The 20,568-nt window shown below is 33.1% G+C and carries 23 protein-coding genes; 1 reads left to right on the top strand and 22 read right to left on the bottom strand.

The genetic code is table 11. The annotated features are described in order from the left end of the window. Window positions 1–102 precede the first annotated feature (102 nt). The 20 genes from OEW74_RS18325 to OEW74_RS18230 all read right to left on the bottom strand — a co-directional run bounded on the left by OEW74_RS18325 (window position 103) and on the right by OEW74_RS18230 (window position 16,933). The gene (locus OEW74_RS18325) at window positions 103–1,101 is read right to left on the bottom strand and encodes a DUF2931 family protein (RefSeq protein ID WP_265429844.1); all 999 of its coding nucleotides are present in this window, start codon (window positions 1,099–1,101) and stop codon (window positions 103–105) included. 228 nt (window positions 1,102–1,329) lie between these two features. Then, entirely contained in the window at window positions 1,330–1,656 is a 327-nt protein-coding gene (locus OEW74_RS18320; RefSeq protein WP_265429843.1) for a hypothetical protein, read from the bottom strand. Then, complete coding sequence (locus OEW74_RS18315; RefSeq protein ID WP_265429842.1) at window positions 1,653–2,168, bottom strand: DUF2931 family protein; 516 nt, start codon at window positions 2,166–2,168, stop codon at window positions 1,653–1,655. The genes OEW74_RS18320 and OEW74_RS18315 overlap by 4 nt, the downstream gene beginning before the upstream one ends. Next, the gene (locus tag OEW74_RS18310) at window positions 2,108–2,302 is read right to left on the bottom strand and encodes a hypothetical protein (RefSeq protein ID WP_265429841.1); all 195 of its coding nucleotides are present in this window, start codon (window positions 2,300–2,302) and stop codon (window positions 2,108–2,110) included. The genes OEW74_RS18315 and OEW74_RS18310 overlap by 61 nt, the downstream gene beginning before the upstream one ends. 82 nt (window positions 2,303–2,384) lie before the next feature. Further along, the gene (locus tag OEW74_RS18305) at window positions 2,385–2,726 is read right to left on the bottom strand and encodes a hypothetical protein (protein WP_265429840.1); all 342 of its coding nucleotides are present in this window, start codon (window positions 2,724–2,726) and stop codon (window positions 2,385–2,387) included. Window positions 2,727–3,181: 455 nt separating this feature from the next. Beyond that, window positions 3,182–5,041, bottom strand: a complete 1,860-nt coding sequence (locus OEW74_RS18300; protein ID WP_265429839.1) for a type VI secretion system Vgr family protein — start codon at window positions 5,039–5,041, stop codon at window positions 3,182–3,184. A 158-nt stretch (window positions 5,042–5,199) separates the two neighbouring features. Then, window positions 5,200–5,589, bottom strand: a complete 390-nt coding sequence (gene tssD, locus OEW74_RS18295) for a type VI secretion system tube protein TssD (protein WP_265429838.1) — start codon at window positions 5,587–5,589, stop codon at window positions 5,200–5,202. Between the two features lie 150 nt (window positions 5,590–5,739). After that, window positions 5,740–6,126 (bottom strand): type VI secretion system tube protein TssD, encoded by a 387-nt coding sequence (gene tssD, locus OEW74_RS18290; RefSeq protein ID WP_265429837.1) that lies wholly within the window; start codon window positions 6,124–6,126, stop codon window positions 5,740–5,742. A 239-nt stretch (window positions 6,127–6,365) separates the two neighbouring features. After that, window positions 6,366–6,752, bottom strand: coding sequence for a type VI secretion system tube protein TssD (tssD, locus tag OEW74_RS18285; RefSeq protein WP_265429836.1), 387 nt, complete (start codon window positions 6,750–6,752; stop codon window positions 6,366–6,368). Window positions 6,753–7,022: 270 nt separating this feature from the next. Continuing rightward, window positions 7,023–8,390 carry a DUF5458 family protein gene (locus tag OEW74_RS18280; RefSeq protein WP_265429835.1) on the bottom strand — a complete coding sequence of 456 codons (1,368 nt, stop codon included), beginning with the start codon at window positions 8,388–8,390 and terminating at the stop codon, window positions 7,023–7,025. Window positions 8,391–8,409: 19 nt separating this feature from the next. Further along, on the bottom strand, window positions 8,410–8,859 hold the full coding sequence (locus tag OEW74_RS18275; RefSeq protein WP_265429834.1) for a hypothetical protein: 450 nt from the start codon (window positions 8,857–8,859) through the stop codon (window positions 8,410–8,412). A 190-nt stretch (window positions 8,860–9,049) separates the two neighbouring features. Continuing rightward, the gene (locus tag OEW74_RS18270; protein WP_322645598.1) at window positions 9,050–10,879 is read right to left on the bottom strand and encodes a type VI secretion system baseplate subunit TssF; all 1,830 of its coding nucleotides are present in this window, start codon (window positions 10,877–10,879) and stop codon (window positions 9,050–9,052) included. Window positions 10,880–10,891: 12 nt separating this feature from the next. Then, window positions 10,892–11,320: a GPW/gp25 family protein gene (locus tag OEW74_RS18265; RefSeq protein WP_265429833.1), complete on the bottom strand. Its 429-nt coding sequence runs from the start codon at window positions 11,318–11,320 to the stop codon at window positions 10,892–10,894. 51 nt (window positions 11,321–11,371) lie between these two features. After that, the gene (locus OEW74_RS18260; RefSeq protein ID WP_265429832.1) at window positions 11,372–12,073 is read right to left on the bottom strand and encodes a hypothetical protein; all 702 of its coding nucleotides are present in this window, start codon (window positions 12,071–12,073) and stop codon (window positions 11,372–11,374) included. Then, complete coding sequence (locus tag OEW74_RS18255) at window positions 12,070–12,642, bottom strand: hypothetical protein (protein WP_265429831.1); 573 nt, start codon at window positions 12,640–12,642, stop codon at window positions 12,070–12,072. Before OEW74_RS18255 ends, OEW74_RS18260 begins: the two co-directional genes overlap by 4 nt. A gap of 7 nt (window positions 12,643–12,649) precedes the next feature. After that, window positions 12,650–13,162, bottom strand: a complete 513-nt coding sequence (gene tssO, locus OEW74_RS18250; RefSeq protein WP_265429830.1) for a type VI secretion system TssO — start codon at window positions 13,160–13,162, stop codon at window positions 12,650–12,652. A 49-nt stretch (window positions 13,163–13,211) separates the two neighbouring features. Continuing rightward, window positions 13,212–14,366 carry a type VI secretion system baseplate subunit TssK gene (locus tag OEW74_RS18245; protein WP_265429829.1) on the bottom strand — a complete coding sequence of 385 codons (1,155 nt, stop codon included), beginning with the start codon at window positions 14,364–14,366 and terminating at the stop codon, window positions 13,212–13,214. Window positions 14,367–14,378: 12 nt separating this feature from the next. After that, window positions 14,379–15,344, bottom strand: a complete 966-nt coding sequence (locus tag OEW74_RS18240) for a TssN family type VI secretion system protein (RefSeq protein ID WP_265429828.1) — start codon at window positions 15,342–15,344, stop codon at window positions 14,379–14,381. Beyond that, complete coding sequence (locus OEW74_RS18235) at window positions 15,341–16,276, bottom strand: type VI secretion system baseplate subunit TssG (RefSeq protein WP_265429827.1); 936 nt, start codon at window positions 16,274–16,276, stop codon at window positions 15,341–15,343. The genes OEW74_RS18240 and OEW74_RS18235 overlap by 4 nt, the downstream gene beginning before the upstream one ends. A 3-nt stretch (window positions 16,277–16,279) precedes the next feature. Then, window positions 16,280–16,933 (bottom strand): C40 family peptidase, encoded by a 654-nt coding sequence (locus OEW74_RS18230; protein ID WP_265429826.1) that lies wholly within the window; start codon window positions 16,931–16,933, stop codon window positions 16,280–16,282. A 99-nt stretch (window positions 16,934–17,032) separates the two neighbouring features. On the opposite strand from OEW74_RS18230, the gene OEW74_RS18225 reads away from it, so the two are divergent. After that, window positions 17,033–18,094 carry a PKD domain-containing protein gene (locus OEW74_RS18225; protein WP_265429825.1) on the top strand — a complete coding sequence of 354 codons (1,062 nt, stop codon included), beginning with the start codon at window positions 17,033–17,035 and terminating at the stop codon, window positions 18,092–18,094. A gap of 68 nt (window positions 18,095–18,162) precedes the next feature. Here the strand turns inward: OEW74_RS18225 and OEW74_RS18220 are convergent, their stop codons facing one another. Beyond that, complete coding sequence (locus tag OEW74_RS18220; protein WP_265429824.1) at window positions 18,163–20,121, bottom strand: LTA synthase family protein; 1,959 nt, start codon at window positions 20,119–20,121, stop codon at window positions 18,163–18,165. Next, window positions 20,102–20,488, bottom strand: a complete 387-nt coding sequence (locus OEW74_RS18215) for a diacylglycerol kinase (protein WP_265429823.1) — start codon at window positions 20,486–20,488, stop codon at window positions 20,102–20,104. Before OEW74_RS18215 ends, OEW74_RS18220 begins: the two co-directional genes overlap by 20 nt. Between the last annotated feature and the right edge of the window lie 80 nt (window positions 20,489–20,568).

The following is a 20,568-nucleotide window of genomic DNA, read 5'->3' as shown; positions in this document are numbered from 1 at the left end:
TTTTATTAAGCGTCCCATCAAAGAACATCCCGAACTCCAAATGGAGGTCGCCTTCTGGAATAACAGGAGCTCCTGCGTTATATACAAATGTCTGTCTCATAATTATTTAAAAATTGTAGCTTCAAAAACTTCTAATTTTTCTGTTTTAATAAAAATATCTTTGCCGTTCCCTTTTAGTTTTACCGTAAAAAAAGAATTTGCCATATTGACTCTGATATTCAAATCTGCGGTTATACTGTCGGGATGTTCCGCATAGACCTCTTTAAATGCTGCAAGGGCAGATTCTTCATTTAAATTGCAATTTCCAGCATAATATTTACCATCTTCAGCTTTCCAAGAAAAGTCTAAGTATTTCGGAATTGGATTAGGCTCAAATTCTTTTATTGGAAAATTTTCATTAAATATTTCAGCAGCTTCTCCATTTACATATTTAATATTATAAGTCGTTTTTGGATTTAGAACCGAACCATTCTGCAATTCAAAGACTGGCTTCCATTGGTATTTTAACCGGTACGTATCCCACAAGCCAAAAGGGATTGGTTTGTTTTTGTTGGCTTCCTGTACTGCTTTGGGGATGACGTCTTCACTGGTCATGATTCCCTTTCTATATTTTGCATCAAATAGCAAATGTTCATGGCTATCTAGCTTTGCAATTTCTGATGGTGGGATTACAATTTTCTTCCCCTGATATCTGCCTATTTCTGTTTGTCTTCCTGTGCCAACCGCCCATACTACCACTATGCCACCTGGCGCAAGACCTGTACAGATTCCGTCATAAGTTTCATGTCTTATTTTTCCGCTTCCACTAACCTCTTTGGTATCAAAACCTTTTTTAAAAAGATCATATAATTTCTGATGGTCTATTGGCGTTTCTATTGTGTACATACAATCTTCTGCAAACGAGAGCCAAGTCACATTTAAGAATCTGGGCATCCAATCTGAACGGTCATCCATACCTCCGCTAGTTGTTCCCCATGGTGCAACACCTGTACAAAGACCGTTATTTAGGCTTTTAAAACCTATCCCTCCCTTATATACTTCTACAGGGTAGCCAAGTGGGCAAGAAGTTTGTGCTTCCCAACTAAATTGTTCTTCTTCCATTTTTGTGTTTTTTTCTTGTTTTTCCTGGCAGGATACTAATTGGGTAAAAAGCAGGATGGCAAGGAGTTGGGTTATTATTTTTTTCATCATTTATCCTTTTTTCGTGTTTCTTTTATTAAGCTTCCCATCAAAAAACATCCCAAACTCCAAATGGAGGTCGCCTTCTAGAAGCTCCTGCGTTATATACAAATGTTTGTCCCATAATTTACTTTCTTATTTCAAAAACTTCTAAATTTTCTGTTTTAATAAAAATATCTTTGCCGTCCCTTTTAGTTTTACGGTAAAAAAAGTATTCGCCATATTGACTCTAATATCCAAATCTGCGGTTATACTGTCAGGATGCTCTCCATAGACCTCTTTAAATGCCACAAGGGCTGATTCTTCATTTAAGTTGCAATTTCCACCATATCCAATGCCTTCATCGTCTATCCAATCAAATATAATTCTTCTAGGGATAGCTTTATTCTCATAATCTTGTAAGGGAAATTTCTCATTGAAAATATCTCCAACCTCTCCATTTAAATATCTAATATCCAAAGTAGATTTTAAATTCAAAACAGGACCATTCTGTAATTCAAAAACAGGCTTCCATTGATATTTTTTGCGATAAGTATCCAAAGACCAAAAGAGATGGGCTTGTTTTTATTAGTTTCCTGAATTTTTTTCGGAACAATCCTATCATCAGTCATGGTCATTTTTCGATATTCTGGCTTGAACAACAATATCTCGTGGCTATCAAGCCTTTCGATTTCAGATTGAGGAATAGTAACTTTCTTTCCTTGATATCTTCCGATTTCAGTTTGCCTTCCAATTCCAACTGCCCAAACGATTACAACCCCTCCTGGTGCAAAACCGGTACAGATTTCGTCATAAATTTCGTGCCTGATTTCACCACTTCCACTGACAGCCTTTGATTTATATCTATTTTTAACCAATGAAAACAATTTTTCTTGATCAATAGGCGTTTCAATAGTATAGAAACACCCTTCAGCATAAGACAGCCATTTTACGTGCAGTAACTGTGGGATGGTCTTTTTCCGCTTCCCATACCACCACCGCTTCCCCAATCTGATGTTTCTATTATTGGCATATCAGGAAAACCTACGTAACCATCTTCTGATGTCATTCCTCCTTCATAGATATAAGTTGGGTAACCTTTAGGTGATGTATAACCTTCTTGCCACTTAAATTTATCTTCCATTTTTTTTGTCTTGACAGGATAACATTAAACTTAATAACAAGTATAGTATTGTGTATTTTTTCATTTAGTTATTTTAATCTAATCAAATATAATCGTGTATGTAAAAAGAATCATTGCAAATAAAAAAATTCATATATGCCAATGATGTTAAAATACTAAATATAACAGCTATTAATATTATAATTCGCCAATCAATTTTTAGAATTTTTTTTAACAAAAAATACATTGCAACATAAGTTGTCATTGAAAGTCCCGTGCTAATAGCTGAATAAAGCGGAATTCCTACTATTGCACCATATCCTTTTGTTTCACCACAATCAGTTTTAAACATTAAAAATATATTAAAAGCAAAGAGAATTATTGCTAACAAAAAAATGGATACTATCAAGATTAATATTTTGCCTGTACTAGCTTTTTCATTCATATTTTTTGATAATAAAATTAACTATTGGTATTCGCTTGAGATTTGATATTATTAATAGTTTATCCTTTGTTCACTTTAGCATCAATTTTTTCCTAAATCCTTTACAACTCCGATATTTTGTATCAATAATAGATATATGGTCAATTTTTTCATTAGATAATTATTGAGTGGCAAGTTTAAGGAGAATCAACAGGGAATTAAAAATAAGGATGTTATAGCAAAGAACACTTTGATTAAAAATGAGAGTGTTTTATTTTTAAAAATAAGACTACTTATTATAAATAATATAAAAGAAATTGGTATAATACCTATTGAAATATAGATTAAGAAAATAATTTCATACCCAAATTCATTAGGAAATACTGCTAAACAGATATACGGAACTATTATCCCAATTAAAATGGATAAAATAAAAATCCCTAAATAAAACTTAACATTATTAATCGTTTTGCTCATTACCCTTTATTTACTTTTGCATCAATTTTCCCTAAAACCTTTGCAACTCCAGCACTTTGTATTAAGACATCTCCGTTTTTAGCTTTGTGGGTAGTTTTAGAAGTAGTTTCGTCTAAATCTCCCGTTATATTTACAGTTTTATTTTCATTGACTGTTTGATTATAATTTTTTGATGCAAACTGATGATTATTAGTGATATTTATTTTATGATCATTACCAACGGTAGTGCTCATATTTTTTCCGGCACTAATATTTATATCCTCTCCCGCCGTAAACGTCATATTCTTCGGCGCATTCACATTAATGTTTCCAGCACCATCCATCAGATAAGTATTCCCGCTCGGATCTTCTATGAAAACACTTCCTTCTGCATCATTCAGAATAATCTTTGTCCCGCTTCTCGTATGAATAACTTTCTTATCATTCCCACTCGTATGATAAGAGCTCGTTTCACTTCCGTTGTAATGCATTCCCATTACGAAAGGTTTCTCTGCATTTTGAGATTCATGACCAACTAAAACTTCTTCACCAATTTCAGGAATAAAATGAAAGCCTTTTCCTGCTCCCGAATGAGGCTGAATCAATCTTATCCAAGGTGTGACCTGGTTTTTATCTTCCTGCCACGGAAACTGCACGCGAACTCTACCCATTCCCATCGGGTCGTTATTGTCCATTACTCTTGCAGGTTGCTCCTCTCCTTTTGGTAAAGCTTCTGTGTCAATATAAGGTGCCGCATTGAACAAATCCGGAATGCCTACAAATTCATTATAATAATCTTCACCATCATAAAAATGAGTTATTTCTATAATGCGATACGTTTCCATTGCTTTAGAATTGATGTCTGAGAGTTCTGCTCTTCCACCAATTTTAAGAGCTGGGTCTTTGCTTCTGCCTTTAATCCGCATCAGATTTTCTCTTCGTTCTTTTTCCAGTCTTACAGCTTCTTCCAGTTCTTGGTCAGAGCTGGAGTTGATTCCTGTCGCATTGAAATGCATTTTTGGTTTCTTTTTGAATACTTTTCTCGAAGCATTTATTGCAACACTTTGAAACGGACTTTCTTTAAATTCACTTTTTATTGAGTTGCTATCTTTTTCTATTTTTGAACCGCTTTGTGCATCATAGCTTATGAAACTGAAGTCTTGTGACTGCATTTTCATTTCGAACTCTACATCTATCAGATCTATATTTTCAGCTAATCTGATGATGGGTTGCGTTTTGTTTCCAAAAACAAGTTTTTCACCTGTATAATAGAAAAATTCGCCGTGTCTTTTTGCTAATCTTTGGATAAAAGCGTAGTCAGATTCTTTGTACTGAACGGTGTAAGGAAGGGTATTTTTATTGAATTCATTCAAATAATTAGAAGACACTTCCACTTTGGCCTCTTTCGGGTACTCTTCGGTAACTTCTTTGATGATTTGCTCCAAAGTTTTTTCTTCAAAACTCTGACAATCTTTACCATTCTCTAATAAAATACTGGGCGCAAAACCTGTAATACAAAGTGTTCCGTAACCTCCACCTTCATCTTTTTTATTGCTGATTTTTTCGATAATTCCGGCAAAAGTCTGTTTAATTTGACCAAAACGCCAATAAGTAATGCTAAGGTATTTTCCCAATAAGTTTTTTGAATGTTCCATTACATAACCTTCAAAACTATCCAAAGCATCATCCGGAACAGTAATACTAAAGCTGTCGTGGTCATTGGTTTTCTGATGAAGATTGACGGCATAACTGTTTTTAGCCAAAAAATCTTTTCCTTCTACCGTTAAAAGACAGTACACTAATGGATTGGTGATGTCGTGAAGCCAATCTTTGAAAGAACGTGATGTTCCAAAAAGAGTTGATAAGTCTTGGTTTTCCATACTGTTTGTGTTATTGGTCGTTAAATGCTTATGTACTTAGTATTTGAGTATTTTCCTGATTTTTAATTGAAGAACATGATTATTTTTAGAAAAGTTAAATTTCCATTTTTAAGACTACTCATTTCTTATTTTGAGTTTTCATACTTCACATTCCTGATTTAATCCCGCCATTGTTTCTCATGTGTTGCTCCATTGATATTGAATTTCTTTGCGATAAGACGCATTTCTATTTGTAAAGGCTGACTATTATCCGCATTAAAATGTTCGGAAAATTCTATACAATAGGCTTTCTCAAAATTCAGTTCCTGAAGCTTGCTCATCGCATCTCTACGGTAGAAGACAATCTTTCCGTTTTTCACCTGATTATGGTCTAACATCCAGCCCAATAATTCCGGATTTCCTGTACTTTCGATCTTGATGATAATATCTCCGCCTTTGGGCATCCCTTTTGGCTTTCCTGTTCCGTCAACTGGCTGTGTAAAATTGTATTTACACTCCAATATATTATAAGTATTGCCGTCTAATTCTAATTTTGATAAAAATGACATACGTTTAATTATAAATTATTAATGATGAATGATAAGTGATAGAACATTTTGAGCTTATCATTTATATCACATCTTATTACTCTGGTTTATACTTAAGAAAATAAAAATGGGCAATTGCTATCGGCATCACCCACTTTTTATTTCATTGGGTTATACCCATTCATTTTCAAATGCTCCGCTTCCCATTTCTATCTTTCTTGCAGAGATCGTAAAACTTTCGGTTAAAGGATTATCACCTGTAGCATCAAACTTCTCTTTGTGCTTTACCAAATAGGCTTCTGTGAATTTTAGTTCCTTCAAAGTTGCTTCGCTGTCTCTTTTGAAAAACACCACGCTTCCATCCTTTCTCTCGAAAGAGTTGGTCATCCATTCGAAAAGGTCAGTTGCACCGGTTCCTTCAACAATAAGGTCAATTTTTCCTCCTCTCGATACCGTTGATGGTCTTCCTGTAGCGTCTGTTTCCTGAAACAATCCATAACTTACGTTAAGGGCATTATATTCTTTTCCGCCTACTTTTAGTTTTGCTTTAAATGACATTTTTTTTAATTTTTAATTGAATTAATAATGATTTGTGTTTTCAATACTCTTTATTTGGGCAGATTTCAAATTGTTTAAAATTATATAACAAGCTTGTTTTCAATAACTTTAACAAAACAAAATCCATTATAAAAAGAGTGTTTTTTCTCTGGAAGTGAAACCTAATTCACTTCTTTACATAAAAAACTTAATTGATTGTGGTTGATTTTTTAGTGTGTCGAAAATCTGTTAGAGACAGATTACACCCATTCGTTAACGTGTTTTGCGTTGCCTAGCTCGATTTCTTTTGCCGAAAGCACAAAAGATTCAGTAAGAGGATTTTCTCCTTTAGAGTCAAAGTCTTCTTTATATTTTACAATATAAGCTTCTTTGAACTTTAGTTCTTTCAACGTGGCATCGCTATCTCTTTTTATAAAAGTAATGCTTCCGTCTTTTCTTTCAAATGAATTGGTCATCCACTCGAAAAGGTCAGTCTCGCCCGTTCCTTCTACTGTTAAATGAATTTTACCACCTCTTGCCACCGATGATGGTCTTCCTGTTGGGTCGGTCTCTTGCAGCATTCCGAATTCTACTGCAAGCACGTTGCGCTCTTTACCGGCAACTTTGAATTTTGCTTTAAATGACATAATAAATTATTTTAAGGTTTTAATATTTTAATACGACCAAAAATGGAATATATCCTTACTATGTTTTTACCTGAAATATATTTTTTTTAAAAAACCAAATATGGAATATATTGATATAAATGTATAACTATTTTTTAACCGCACAATACTTTTTATCATTTATTTTCAATTATTTTATTATGTTAAATAACTAAATATCAACAAGTTAAAACATCATCGAAGGAGTATTTCATTTATCCCTCGATGACAATATAAATGATATAATAAAAATTATTTTTGTTCGTATTCTGTCTCCCATTCGTTACCATCATCTCCTTTATGTCCATCCATTTTGATAAGGAAATTTTTAGCCGGGAAATAAGGTTTCATATGAATATCAAGATGAATTCTGTCCTTTTGTACCGGGTCTTGCTCAAACTTTCTGATCTCGAAATTTTCAATCAGTTTTCCAGGTCCTGTAATAGCATCTAAAAACCTTACAATTTGATTCATAATCTCTTTTCTCGTTACAGCTGTAAAATTTTCGAAAGCTCTTCTGTTTAAGAAATCCATTAATACTTTGGTAACATAATCAAATACTCTTACCACAGAATACGTTTGAAGTCCCAAATTATCACCATTAAATAATGTTTTTCCAGAAAAAGCCATCACTTTTCCGTACTCATTAACCATTGGTATCAATCCCAAATTTTCAAGATTGGCAATTTCACTCTTTTTCAAATCGAATTTTACACCATCTACTTCGTTAATTCCACCAAATTTTTTACCCGCAGTCACCTGAGACATTAAAGTTTTATACACTTTGCCTGCTAAAGCACCCGATGGCGGAATGAATAAATCTTCGGCTTCATGAATATCTTCAAAACGACCTCTTCCAACCAACCAGTTACAGGTCATCAATACATTAGACCTGTAGATCTCACCGCCTGTAAGATAAGCTTGGTCAAACATTTCCATCACATCATCCGGTTCATCTAGATGTTCAAAATCAGTAACCAACATTACCTTATTTTCGTGAGCAATTTTTGCCCATTTTTCTACAACTTTATTCGAACCTAAGTATCCCGGAATAACCAATAAACCATAATTATTTTTCAAATCTAAACGATCGTAATTATCTGAAAGCTCTGAATGAATGGTATCTATAAAACGGGTATTGTCTAAGTCTTTTAATTGTTCCAAAGTCGCATTAACAACGGTTACATTTTTAACTTTGTCAGACTCTGTATTTTTATAGAACATGGAAATTGTTCTGTAATTAGTTTCTAATTCTCTGGTTGCACCCACTGCTTTAGAAAGGTTTTTAGACAGAAGGTCTTCTGCAGATTTTCTTTGGTCATCGCAATGTGCTACCATATCGATAAGAGCATCACTTTTTTCAATAACACTAGCCCAAAGTTCTAATGTTTTTTTCAAAGTTTCTCTTTCCTTTTCTTTCCCTTTTTCCGTAAGGAAGATTTTTCGTCTTGCCTTTCTGTCGGGATTAATATTTTGCACATTTTCTATAGATGTTTCCAAAAGGTCAAAACCGCCATAACGAGCTAGTTTTTCTATAGATTTATCTAATGTAAGAGGTCCTCTTTTTTGTTCTAAAACAGGAGTTTCTGTTGGCTGTAGTTCTTGTTGTTTGTTTGACATGAATTTGTGTTTTTGGTGATTATTTATTTTCTTCCAGTTCTTTAATTAAAGATTGTAAGGTGTCCTGAAAAGCTTTTTTAGCATCAGGATCTTCCAAAGCAGCTTTCAGGATTTTGTTAGTTTTCAGTTGTTTTACAATTTTCTGATACTGGTCTTTTTCAGTTTCCAGGCCGGTAAGAAAATTGCTCTGTCCTGTAATTCCTTTGGTACCGAAATCTCCTAAGTTTTTGAACCTAAGATTTTCCATTTTTATAGCACCTTCAGCGTCTTCAAAATCTACTTTAATTTCTGGTTTGTAATGTTCAAAAACTCTTTCTACCGTTGTAAGACCTTCTACCAGTTCTGGTTTCACAGGGTCTTCTGCCGTCAGTTTTTGGGCAACAATCGTTCTGTTTTGAGGGATTTCCGTAATGGCCTCATTAGCGTCTAGTGGAACTTCGTTTCCACCAATTCCTTTGTTTGATAGCATAATAATATATTTAGTTAATTATATTTCAATCAATCAAAGATGATTTCGTAGGTCTTCTTTTTTGGAAACTTAGTTAGCTTTTATGGAATAGCATAACATTTACTTGGAATAGTAGCGATTTCATCAATGTGTTTTTGTTTTATCCGATAAATTTATAAAAAATTTAATAATAAGCAATAGTTTATGTAATTTATTTTTCAAATAATCTGTATGGGTAAATATTCGCTGAAGAATTTTTTAATTTAAGCAAAAAACTTTCGCATAAATACTCCCATTCTGAAGAATTAAGCCCCTCTGTAAGTTCTTTATTTTTAATTAAAAAAATATCTATCGTTCTGCTGAATCCTCCTTTTAATGAGACTTCTTTCTTTGTTCCTTTTTGAACATCAACACCAGTTACTAAGGTTTTGAAATGATTCATCCCAAAAGCTTTGATGTCGGCAATGGTTACTACTCTTCCTCTCGTAAGCAAGGCATTGCGATATTCTAAAATTTTATCTTGTGAGGACAGCTTTTTTCGTCCTCCAAAAGAAGCTTGAATCATCACCGAAGTATTGTTGAGCACACCATTTCCGTTTCCTTTCAGCGTAAAAATACTCGCCGGTTTCAGGTTATTAGCTTCTTCTGCAGCTGTAGACCAATAAGAAATCGTACATTGAACGTCAGTTTCCTGATTTCCAGATGAAATAACGAGGTAAGGATTATTGGTTTGTGTAAAATTCTTTTCTTTAGCAGTCTGGTGAAGTGAGGTTACATTTTGATTGATTTGTCTCAAAGTTTCTTTAGCCGTATCGCCACCTATACCGGCAAAAGCAGCCGTCTCATCTTTAATAAGTTCTAATAAATATTGTAACAGTTCGGATGCGTTTCTTTGGTCAAATCTGGAGACACCACCTTTCCTTAGAACAGCCGATATTCCTTCATTTTCAGATTCATAACTTTTAATATCCAAACGTTTTCCATTGTCATCAGAAACATAATCGAGGTCTAGAAAAGCGTCCTCAGTTTCTATAGGAATAATGTTGAGCCTGCCTTTTATCCTACGACTCATGGTCTCGTGTTTGGTATTAATAGCCGGAATGCAATTGAGTGCAAAACGTACATTTTGTAAAATATCAGGTACAATAGCCTCAGAAAATTTGAATTGCAACCAAACCACATCTTTATTTTCCGCTGCATGATGACCTGTAAAATATTGAGAGAACAACTCTTCATGAGTTCTAATCTCGTTAAAATCTATTTTGCCTTTCAGTGTGAAAAAATTAGAAAAATAATATTGGTTAACATCATTATAAATCTGCTCCAAATCTGAGTAGTTTTTGGTAATAATATGGTCTAGGTTCAGATTGCTTTTTTCCACATTATAACCTTCCTGCAAAGACAGTTCTTTCCCACTGAAATACACTTTCGCCTGCTTCATATAATAGAAAAACAATTCTTTTTGATAAGCATTATTGATATCAATAAAAAGCTGCAAATCTTCTATATTTTCTTTATTAGGACAATAAACTCCAACCCAAATTTCGCCGGAAGGAAGATGTCTTTCAGATTTCCCGATAGTGTCCTCAAAGAAGAAACTTTCGATATGATTCAGCGTGTTTCCGTAAGCAATATATTTAATTTTTGCGGTGGTAAGCTTAGATTCTACGGTTGGACTAAAATAAATTTCTTTAGTAATAGTTTCTGTCGGATTATAGATATTTTGTTGTTTTTTAATCGTCGAAAAATGGCTGTATAACGATATTTTAGCACTATTTTCTAACGGATTTACCTGCAACAATGTGCGTGAAGGAATAACTCCTGAAACTTCTTCCGGAAACATTACCTCCAAAACACGTTCGATAATTCTGGAACGCGAACTTTCTAATTCAAATCCTAATTTTTCTAATTCTGCTGCAGTAGCAGAAAGAAGTAAGCTAACTATAGGGTCGAAAGACGTTTCTGCTTCCAGCTCACTGTACCCCCACATTCTTGCGGCTCTTCTTAATATGCGGTCTTTTATACGGTCTTGATTCATCATTTATTTTGTGTTTTAGTAAGAAAGAGGTCCTACAAAAAAGGAATTATTGAAGATAAACGGGCGATTGGTTTCCAGAATCAGTCCTTTCACAGAAATAGAAACTCTCTTTTTTATTCTTCGTTTTCCCAATGTTCCGAGATTATAATCATTCACTATGACCTCTACATCTTCCAGTTTCAGCCTTTTTTCATGCATCGTAATCGATTTTTTCAGAGTTTCTGCAATAAATTCTTTAAGACTGTTATCGGTTTTCATAATATCAAAATCCATTTCCCAGATTTCTGAACCATACGTTTCATCAAACTTACATTCACCAAAAGACGTTGTTGCAAGCAGAAATAAATGCTGATTGATAGAATGGTCTAAAGAAATCTTTTCGGCATCTTTTTTCTCAGTAAGACTTTCAAAACTGAATGGTATTTTATAGTAAACTCCTTGCATGATTGGGGTTATTAGTTAATGATTATTGATATTTATTTTGCTCTAAATAGTCTACAGATAAATGATTTTCTTAATATTTCCTTTATCATCGTATTCAAAATTTTTAGGAATCTTTTTTCTTTTGATAATGTGAAGCTCTACTTTGGGCGTAAGCTTTAAAAATTTTTCACGATACAGAATATCGCCAATAAAACTTTTCCCATTATTTTTATCTACCACCACAAAATATTGTGTTATTTCTTTCGGAATTTCAAACGTATTAAGATTGCCTGCATATATTAAAACTCGCTGTCCATTTCCAGAAAATTCGTAGGTAAGAATATCTTGCGAAAGCTTTCTGTGTTTAGAAATATCAAATTTTTCCAGATATTCTATTTGTGGTTCGAAAGGAATATTTTCATATAAAAAAGATGTTGTATCAAAACGTTTGAATCCGAAAAAAGAAAGAAAACTTTTCTTGGTTTTTGATGTGACAAAATTCAAAGTATCTCTGGTAATTTGATAAGCATTGGTTTCACCCGTTTTATCATCTGTAACTGTTAATTTGTAAGTAGGAATTTCTATTTCTTTATTATTAATTTTAATTCCTATTTTTCCAACTTCTATATCCGAAATTATCAGAGTAATGCTATGTTTTTTCAATGCAGAATCTGTACGGACAATAATATTATCTTCGTTGTTTCCTCCATAAAAAGAGGAACCTGAATGATTGGTTACGCCTAAATTAAGGTTAAGTTCCGGAAGTGGGCTCATTCTTTTTGTTTTTTTTGTTTCTTTATTTTCACCTCATCAGACTTTTTAATCTTATAAGCTGCCAAACATTGTAAGAAATGCTGAATATTTATACTCTGAGTGGTGCTTACATACAGTTCAAAATTCTTTTTGTAAGTGTATATTTTGACTTGTGTAATCTCGTTTTCTAATAATTTTTTGATTTCTTTTTTATTTAATTGTTTTGCAAAAAAAGATTCACAATTAATAGGATACTCGTTTTTTAAGGTGATAACTTCTCCGGATTTAAAATGAATATCAACGTTTTTCTCTTTTTTTAGACAGATATTATCCTCCAAAATCCTCAGATACAGATACATTTTATTTTTTCTTTTGCCGAACTGCAGAGTTGTATAGGTGTAATCATCATTATTCACTCTTAATTCCATCGATGGCGTACTTGCAAAAAAATGTTTATCTAATCTTTGCTTGGTCTGAGTAATGGCACAATCAAACTGAACAAATTCTGCAGAATCTGAAATTTTCTTTTGTGCGCAAATATTTATCGCAAAAAAGAAAAAACAGAAAAATATTATTTTTGAAATATTCATAAGCTTATTATTGAGCCTGATACAATTGTCTGCATACTTCCAAATCGGTTTTCATTTTGTCATACTCTTCTTTCAAAGTTTTATTGATCGTGCTTAAACTATCCATTAAAGCCTGATTACCCGAAAGTTGTTTGATTTGCTTTTTAGCATCAATCAAATCTTTATAGGTTATAATGGTATTGTTATACATATTTTTATTTTGCAAAGTATCTTTCGGCAATTGTTTGTACATATCTGCAAGAATAGAAAGCGCTAGTTTTTCGTTAAAAAAATCATTTTGTCCAGCCACACCAATAGAATCCACGGCAGATTTTACCTTTTCCAACTGAAAAGAAAATTTATCCTGTGTTTCCATTTCCTTCTGTATTTTGGCATTTTCTTTTTTTAACAAACTGTTTTCTTTAAAAGGAAAGTAAGTATTAAAAAATACTGCGGTAATAAGCATTGCTACTGTAATGACGAAAAATAATACGAAGAACCAATATGCCCTGCTTCGTTGTTTTTTATTAAGAACCTCCATGTGTGATGAGATAATAAGTTAATGATGATGTGATGTAAACTTGGTAAGACTAATCTGCCAAAAATGTACGGCTTCGTTTAGCATGAATAACAGCTTCTCTTTCGTCTGTATTTTCTGAAACAAAGATGCTTCCATCGCGTTTTTTACCGATGTAATCTAGTCTGCTGAGAATAGAGAACAAATCTTCGAGTGTTTTCATAAACCTTACAATTTTAGAAATCACGTTATCCATCTGGTTGTGATTGTAATCGGTATTGATCGTTTCTGAAAATATCATTTCAAAATCCCCCTGACTTACATTGCACCATTCTGCAAAATAATTTAATAGTTCTTCTTTACCCGCACCAGATCTTGCATCTATGAAATTTTTTAATATTCTAGCCAACGCAACTACCGATAAAAGCATATTTGCTGGCGGTGTATGTGGCGACATCCAACGGAGCCTATTGATTTCCATTCCTAAATAATTCAAGGTTTTATCAGACATCATTTCCATCATTGTTGCCAATTCGTTTGTCTGTTTTTTAGCATGGATTTTCTGAGCGATCTGTACTGCATAAAGCTCAATTTGTCCATAAAAACGGTCGATCTCGGTATACAAATCCTGTAATTTCTGATGACTTGCCACACTTGTGCTTGGAGGAATATAATTATCATCTATCTTAGACTCTCCTGAATTCACCAAAATTTTCCCAATGGTAAGATAGTTCGCACCAAAACCGATGGTGTTTTTCAGTTCATCTTCAGGAATAAGATTAAGAGAATATTCTGGATGTGTATATGGATATCTCGGCGGATTTTCTTCCGGGTCTGGCTCTCCATAAGGCGTTCTTTTAAAATGATTAACAGAAATACACGCCAGCAAAACAGTGCTTTCGTTTTCTTTCAGCTCGCGAACCGTTTCCGGATAAGGAATGGAAAGGCTTAAACTTTCTGAAGCCTCAATATCAATTCTGGCTCCGTTGGGCGTAATTGCGTGGCATTTTTCTACTTTAATTCTCAATAACTGATGATTATCAATGATCAAATTCATTTTAATGGAATCATTAACAGGTAACAGTCCATAATTGATCATAGAAGTATGCACTCCTATAGCATCTCTCGCAGAATCGCTTACGAAATCCTGCATATCATTGAAATGAGTTTTGTTGATTTTCATCCCGTCAATCCAGTTAACTGGGAAATGGTTAAGTTTTTCTATCATTGTGTTTGTGTTTTAATCGTTTTTTACACGTTCGTTATCTTGGTCTAAACTGTATTCAAAATCAGTTTTTTTTTCATGGTTTTCGTTTCCTAATACTTGCTCGGTTCTCATACAGAAGATGACACTGTTTTCTTCAATACCGTTCATATAAAGCGTTAGATTAGGGTCGATATATTTAGTAGATTCATTCCATTTGGGTTGTAAAAAGAACACCCAACTGAAAAACCCATTTTCGTCTTCTAGCTGTATCTGGTCTCCCGGATGTCGGTTGTTATAATCTAATACGAAGTTGTAAAACAACCTCCCAAAATCTATTCTCGTAGGACCTTTCCCCCTATAAATACTATATTTTGTAGCATTTTTGTCTTTATCCATCAAGAAAGAAAAAACGACAAGGTCTCTCATTTCTTCATCGCTTACACCGGCTACTTTTTTATAATTCTCCGGAAACTGCCATGTAAGATATACTTTTGGCGGAATTGCCATTGCACGGTTAAATGTATCATTAAGGAAAGTAGGAATAAAAAATACGATAAAATGCCCCAGTACAAGATAGGTCAGCTCAGTCCCATTCAGAAACGAATAAATTAGTAAAAACGGAACAGAAGCGTAGCAAACCGAAATCAGAGCAAACAAATACTCCATTTCTGATTTTTTGAATCCAAACTTTTGAAAGTAAGCTCTGTATGCATAACAATGTGCAATTCCTATCAATAAAGAACAGATTTGATAAAAGATAAATTCGTACAAATTTTCGTCAGAGAAAAGTTTGTTATAACCCAACAGTGCAATAATAGCATACACAAATGCCATCGAAAATAAATAAATGTAAAATTTTGATTTATATTTTTGTTTAAACTCAGACGTTTTTTGTGAAAATATCATAGAAAGAATAATGCATACCGCAATTACAATAAGTACAATGACCAGCAATTGTGGATCAAATAAATTGGTGAAATATTTTTTTATCTTGCTCATATACAGGTATTATATCCTAAAATAGGTTGTGTTTTGGTATCAAATTCAAACTTTTGCTTTTCTTCCGGAAGTAAAATGATGGTTTTTATTTCTACTTCGATCGGAAAAAAATGTTCGTAAAACATCTCTACAAATTTTTTCTTATTTCCTTCATGAATAAAATCTGTGAACGAAGCATTTTTAAGAGGACCTATTTTAATATCCAAATGCTTAGAATAATCATCATAGCTGTTTCCGGTAATAAAGTCTAAACCCAATCTGCTTTCTGCCAAAGAAATCCCCTGACTTTCATCCGAATATTCTTGATATTCTCTATCATTCACCATAACCTGTTCTTCCAACAAAACAGAAAGAATATGAGTAGATAAAGGAATATTCCCTACTATTTTATAAGCAAAAGGCAATAGTTTTATAAATTTTGAAACCAATAATGGTGGAAAATCTTTACTGATATTCCAAAAATCATAAAACATTTCCGGTGCTTTACTGGCATTGAGCTCATGCAAAAAATCGCTTTCAAAAGTTTCTGTTTCTACGCCATATCTAAAAAATTCATTTTCAAAAGGTTGAAAAAAAGTTCTTGCTGCTGTCTGCTGCTTTTTTCTGGCATTATACTCTTTAATCATAGTGTCAACACCTTTTTCTGGTATATCATTTTTAGACTGATGAGTAATGCCTTCTGGCAACATATCGTAAATACTGTCTCTGGAAATGCTAAGTTTTAAAAATTGGGTGCTATCATAATCAAAATCCGTAACATCAGAGTTGAGAATATCAAAACGATAGGCACGGCTAAACTGACCGTCTTTCTGAATCAGGTATTGATCTTGATCAATATCTCCGGTTTTTAAAAGATCCCCAATAATAACTTCTGCTTTTACATCATGATTAAAAGCGGTGATAAGCTGTGAAATATGTTCTAAATGTTCCATAATTTATTCCTTTTCTTTTAATCTTCCGGCTGCAACGTATCTCAGCTGAAAATACTGATCATTAAAATCATAAATATTGAGCCCGGTTTCGGTACAGGCTAAAATTCTATCATTATGCAGGTAAATACCAACATCAGAAATAGGTTTGAATTTATCATATCGAAAAAAAAGGATATCGCCTTCTTTCAAAAAAGTTCTGCCTGTGAATAATTGAATAGCTTTGGAGCGGAAAATTCCATCAGCCGTTTTGGGAAATGTTTCTTTGTAGATATCGCTATACAAAGACTGTACAAAATAAGAACAATCTACACCTTTACCTTCATCAAAAGATTGTTTTTTATAAGGTGTACCAATCCACTTATCAATATAACCATAAAGTGCATAGTTATTAATCTCTTTCGGCATGGTTTCTAAAATAATAGAATACTTTTCTTTTAAACGAAGCTGTTCATCTGTCAACATTTCCGCATTGTCATTATTTTTAGAAAACTGAGAATCTACCTGTGCTTTTATAGAGTCTGTAGATTCTACATATTGCTCTGAAGAATATTGATATGGGAGTTCTTTGATATACTTTTTACTGCTACATCCGAATAGGCACAACAGAGAAAGTTGGCCAATTAAAAAATGACGGGCGTCATGTAGTGAAAATTTCATTCAAGTGTGTTTTGACAAATGTAATAAATATTTTATATCAAAATATTCTTTTTTTTTAAAATTTCTTATATATATTTGCAGATAACACACAAAACGATAATGAAGAAAAAAATCATCCATTTTCCCAACATGGACTATAAGGTCTTTATCAGTCTGGGAATCCTCACTCTAATAAGCTTTATTTTTTTGCTCTATCAGTATTCTCGCCGTGTAGATTGCGAAAATGCCAATTTTTTTATTCATGCTGATGAATTTATGATCAATCGCGTAGTAGAATATTACGATAATACAGAAGGTGCAAAGTCTTGGGAGTGGGATTTTGGTGATGGTTCTGTTGTTGATACTCGCCAAAGAACGCTTCATACTTATAAAAAAGCTGGTGATTATATTGTTCGTTTAAAAATTAACGGAAGTTGTATCCATGAAAAAATGATCACTATTTCCAGCATTAGTCAAGAGTTAGGTTATTTACCCCAAATTATCAGCCCGAATGTAGTAACGGTGGGAGACCTTGTGTCTTTTGATGCAGAAAAAGAAGATGGTGAATCTTGGGAATGGAGCTTTGGAGAAACTGCAAGTACCGATGCTTTGGGGAAAAATCCATCATACAAATTTAAAACTGTGGGTGATAAAAAAATCACTCTTATCGTTAATGGAGATGTAGAACATACAGCGGTAAAAACGATTTATGTAGCTCCAAAAACCATAAAAGCAAAACGAAAAATAGATATTCAATCTTACGAATTTGAGAAGCCTCATGTTGCTTTTTCGCTTCCAATGGGCAGTGCGCAGAAAGATCCTTTGGTAGATATGCTGCAATATATTCCTGTTTCACCAAAAACAAAATCCAAAAAAGATTCGGTTATTGCTGAGAAAAAAGCACCTGAAATTTCTAATGAGCAGTTCCAACTTTTACTAAATCAAGTCGCTGCACAAAATAAAACCAAGGATGATTTTAAAGATTATCTCTGCGGAAAATACGACATCCCTGTCGTTATCAATGATAAAAAATTAATTCCGTTTGATCAATTTTGCCAAAATATTGCTGGAAAAAAAATCAAAATAACAGCTTTAAGGATGAACAAAAATTCTAAAAACTGTATTCAAAACATTAACATTCAATACAAAGTCAAAAAATTGATGATGTGGATAAAGGAATAAAAAACACAAAAGATTGATAATAATATCAATCTTTTTACATTTTAAATATTATAAAAGCTATTTACATTTTATTTTGCTTTCATCTTTCCATTCTTAAATCTTACACTTGCGGTCTGATAATAGGAAATTGTTTGAGAAGCCAAATCCTGATTTTTTGTTTTTATTTCTGATAAAGTCTGTTTTTCATTACCTGAAACAGCAAATTGTTTTACTCTTTTTCTATCGTCAATCTGGGTAAAGACATTTCCTTTCAACATTCCTAAAGTTCTGTAATTTCCGATGAAAGCACGCTCATCTCCCATTTTTGTTTGATTGATATCTTTTCCGTACAAACTTGTGTTGTAATTCCAGCCCAGATATCCGAATAAAGTCGGCATCACATCGATCTGTGAAGTTAGACGGTCAATTTTTTCAGGTTGTTGATTAAGGTTATAAATAATCGCAGGAATATGATGCTTATCAATATTAATTTCCCATTTTCCGGCGCTACTTGCACAATGGTCTGCAACAATTACAAACACTGTATTTTTGAACCAAGGTTTAGATTTTGCATCGGCAATAAATTTTCCTAACGCATAATCTGTATATTTCACAGCTGCATTTCTGTCACCTTGCGGAAGATCGATTTTTCCTGCTGGGAAAGTATAAGGTTTATGATTGGAAGTCGTCATTACAAACTGGAAAAACGGTTTGTTGGCTTTACTGCTTATATCTGCGTATTTTATCGATTGTCTGTAAAGGTCTTCGTCACAGATTCCCCATGCATTTTCGAATTTCACTTCATTGTCCGGAATATTAAAACGCTTCGTTTTGATCTCGTCTGATAAAGGATTTCCTCTATTTCGGTCAACGATGTCAAAGCCCTGTCCTCCGAAAAAATTATTCATATTATCAAAATATCCATCCCCACCATAAATAAAATAAGGTTGATAATTTTTTGATTTTACGATTGTAGAAACGGAGAATAAATTCTGATTATTCGGTCTTCTTACGATACTGTTTCCCGGTGTTGGTGGTACAGATAATGTTAAAGCTTCCATTCCGCGAACCGTTCTTGTTCCTGTTGCATAAAGATTTGTGAAGAAAATACTTTCGTTTGCAAGCTTTTCGTAATTAGGTGTAAGATTATCTTTATTTCCAAAAGTGCTTAAAAAATCGGCACTGAAACTTTCTATGGCAATTAGGATTATATTTGGTTTTTGCTCCTGTTCTCCTTTAGTTAATCTTGAGATATCATCGTATTTTGGTGATGTATAATTTTGATTTTCCTGTAAAAGATTATTTTTAACAATCGAATATGCTTCTTTTTCAGGAAGTTTAGGATAAAAGGTTTCATAATCCAATTCGTTGGATTTGAATGCGGTCACAAAAGAAAACGCACCATTTTTCCCCACTTCATTCATCACAAGATTGTTGCTGAAGTCTGCCTGTTTGTTTTTCATTACCAACCCTAATATTACGGCAATTGCTAAAACAGGAACGGCAAAAACTGAACGTTTACCAATCGAAATTTTATTTGAAAAAGTTTCTTTAAAGATGTTTATTTTTTTAAATAAAACAAACGTAGAAACTATCAATCCTATTAAAACAACTCCAATTATGGGCAAAGGATATGACTGGTTGATGTTTTCGACAACTTCGTAAGTATAAATCAGATAATCTACTGCAATGAAATTAAATCGCACACCAAACTCATCCCAAAACGGAATTTCTGCGAGCAAACTAAAGTAAATTATTATGAAAATTAAGGTGAGATAAAAATAGGTAAAGCTTTTGTCAAACAAAGAACCAATCCATCTTTTTGGGAAAATCAGCAAATAAACAGCGTACAAAAACAGAAATAATGAACCGATAGTAAGATCATAACAAAATCCTGTGAAAAACGCTCTTAATATATAAACTAAATTCAGGTCGGCATCTCCTACAGACCATAAAAGAAGTATTATTCTTATCACGAATGATAAAATAATATACAAAGCCAGAACACTGAACAGCGCAGAAAATCTGCTACGAAATAAGTTTTTCATGTAAATATGGATAATAAATAATAATGAGTACAATTAAAACAGAAGTAACCGCAAAGGTCATCGCTCCGGAAGCAATGTCTTTTATGAACCCTATCTTTTTATGATAATCCGGATGGATAAAATCGCATAATTTTTCAACTGCTGTATTAAGACTTTCTGCTGTAAGGATAAGCCCAATGCCCAAAACCTGAAACATCCACTCTACTTTTGAGATTCCAAAATAAAATCCTAGAAAAATGAAAATAATACCAATGAGAGACTGAGTAATGATGGAATGTTCTGTTTTCAATAACAAATAAGCCCCTTTTATGGTGTAATTAAGGCTTTTGATTCTTCCTTTCAGAAAACTGTCATCAATATTCTTCATTTCAATTTAAATTTTGAATTAAATATTAAAAAATTAACCCGTAGTGCATTTAGGCAATATTTATTTTTAAGTTATTTATA

Origin of the sequence: Chryseobacterium sp. YIM B08800 (genome assembly GCF_026163565.1) — a bacterium.
GTDB lineage: Bacteria > Bacteroidota > Bacteroidia > Flavobacteriales > Weeksellaceae > Chryseobacterium.
Note: the sequence above shows the minus strand (reverse complement) of the source record. Positions and strands in the feature narration are given on the sequence as shown.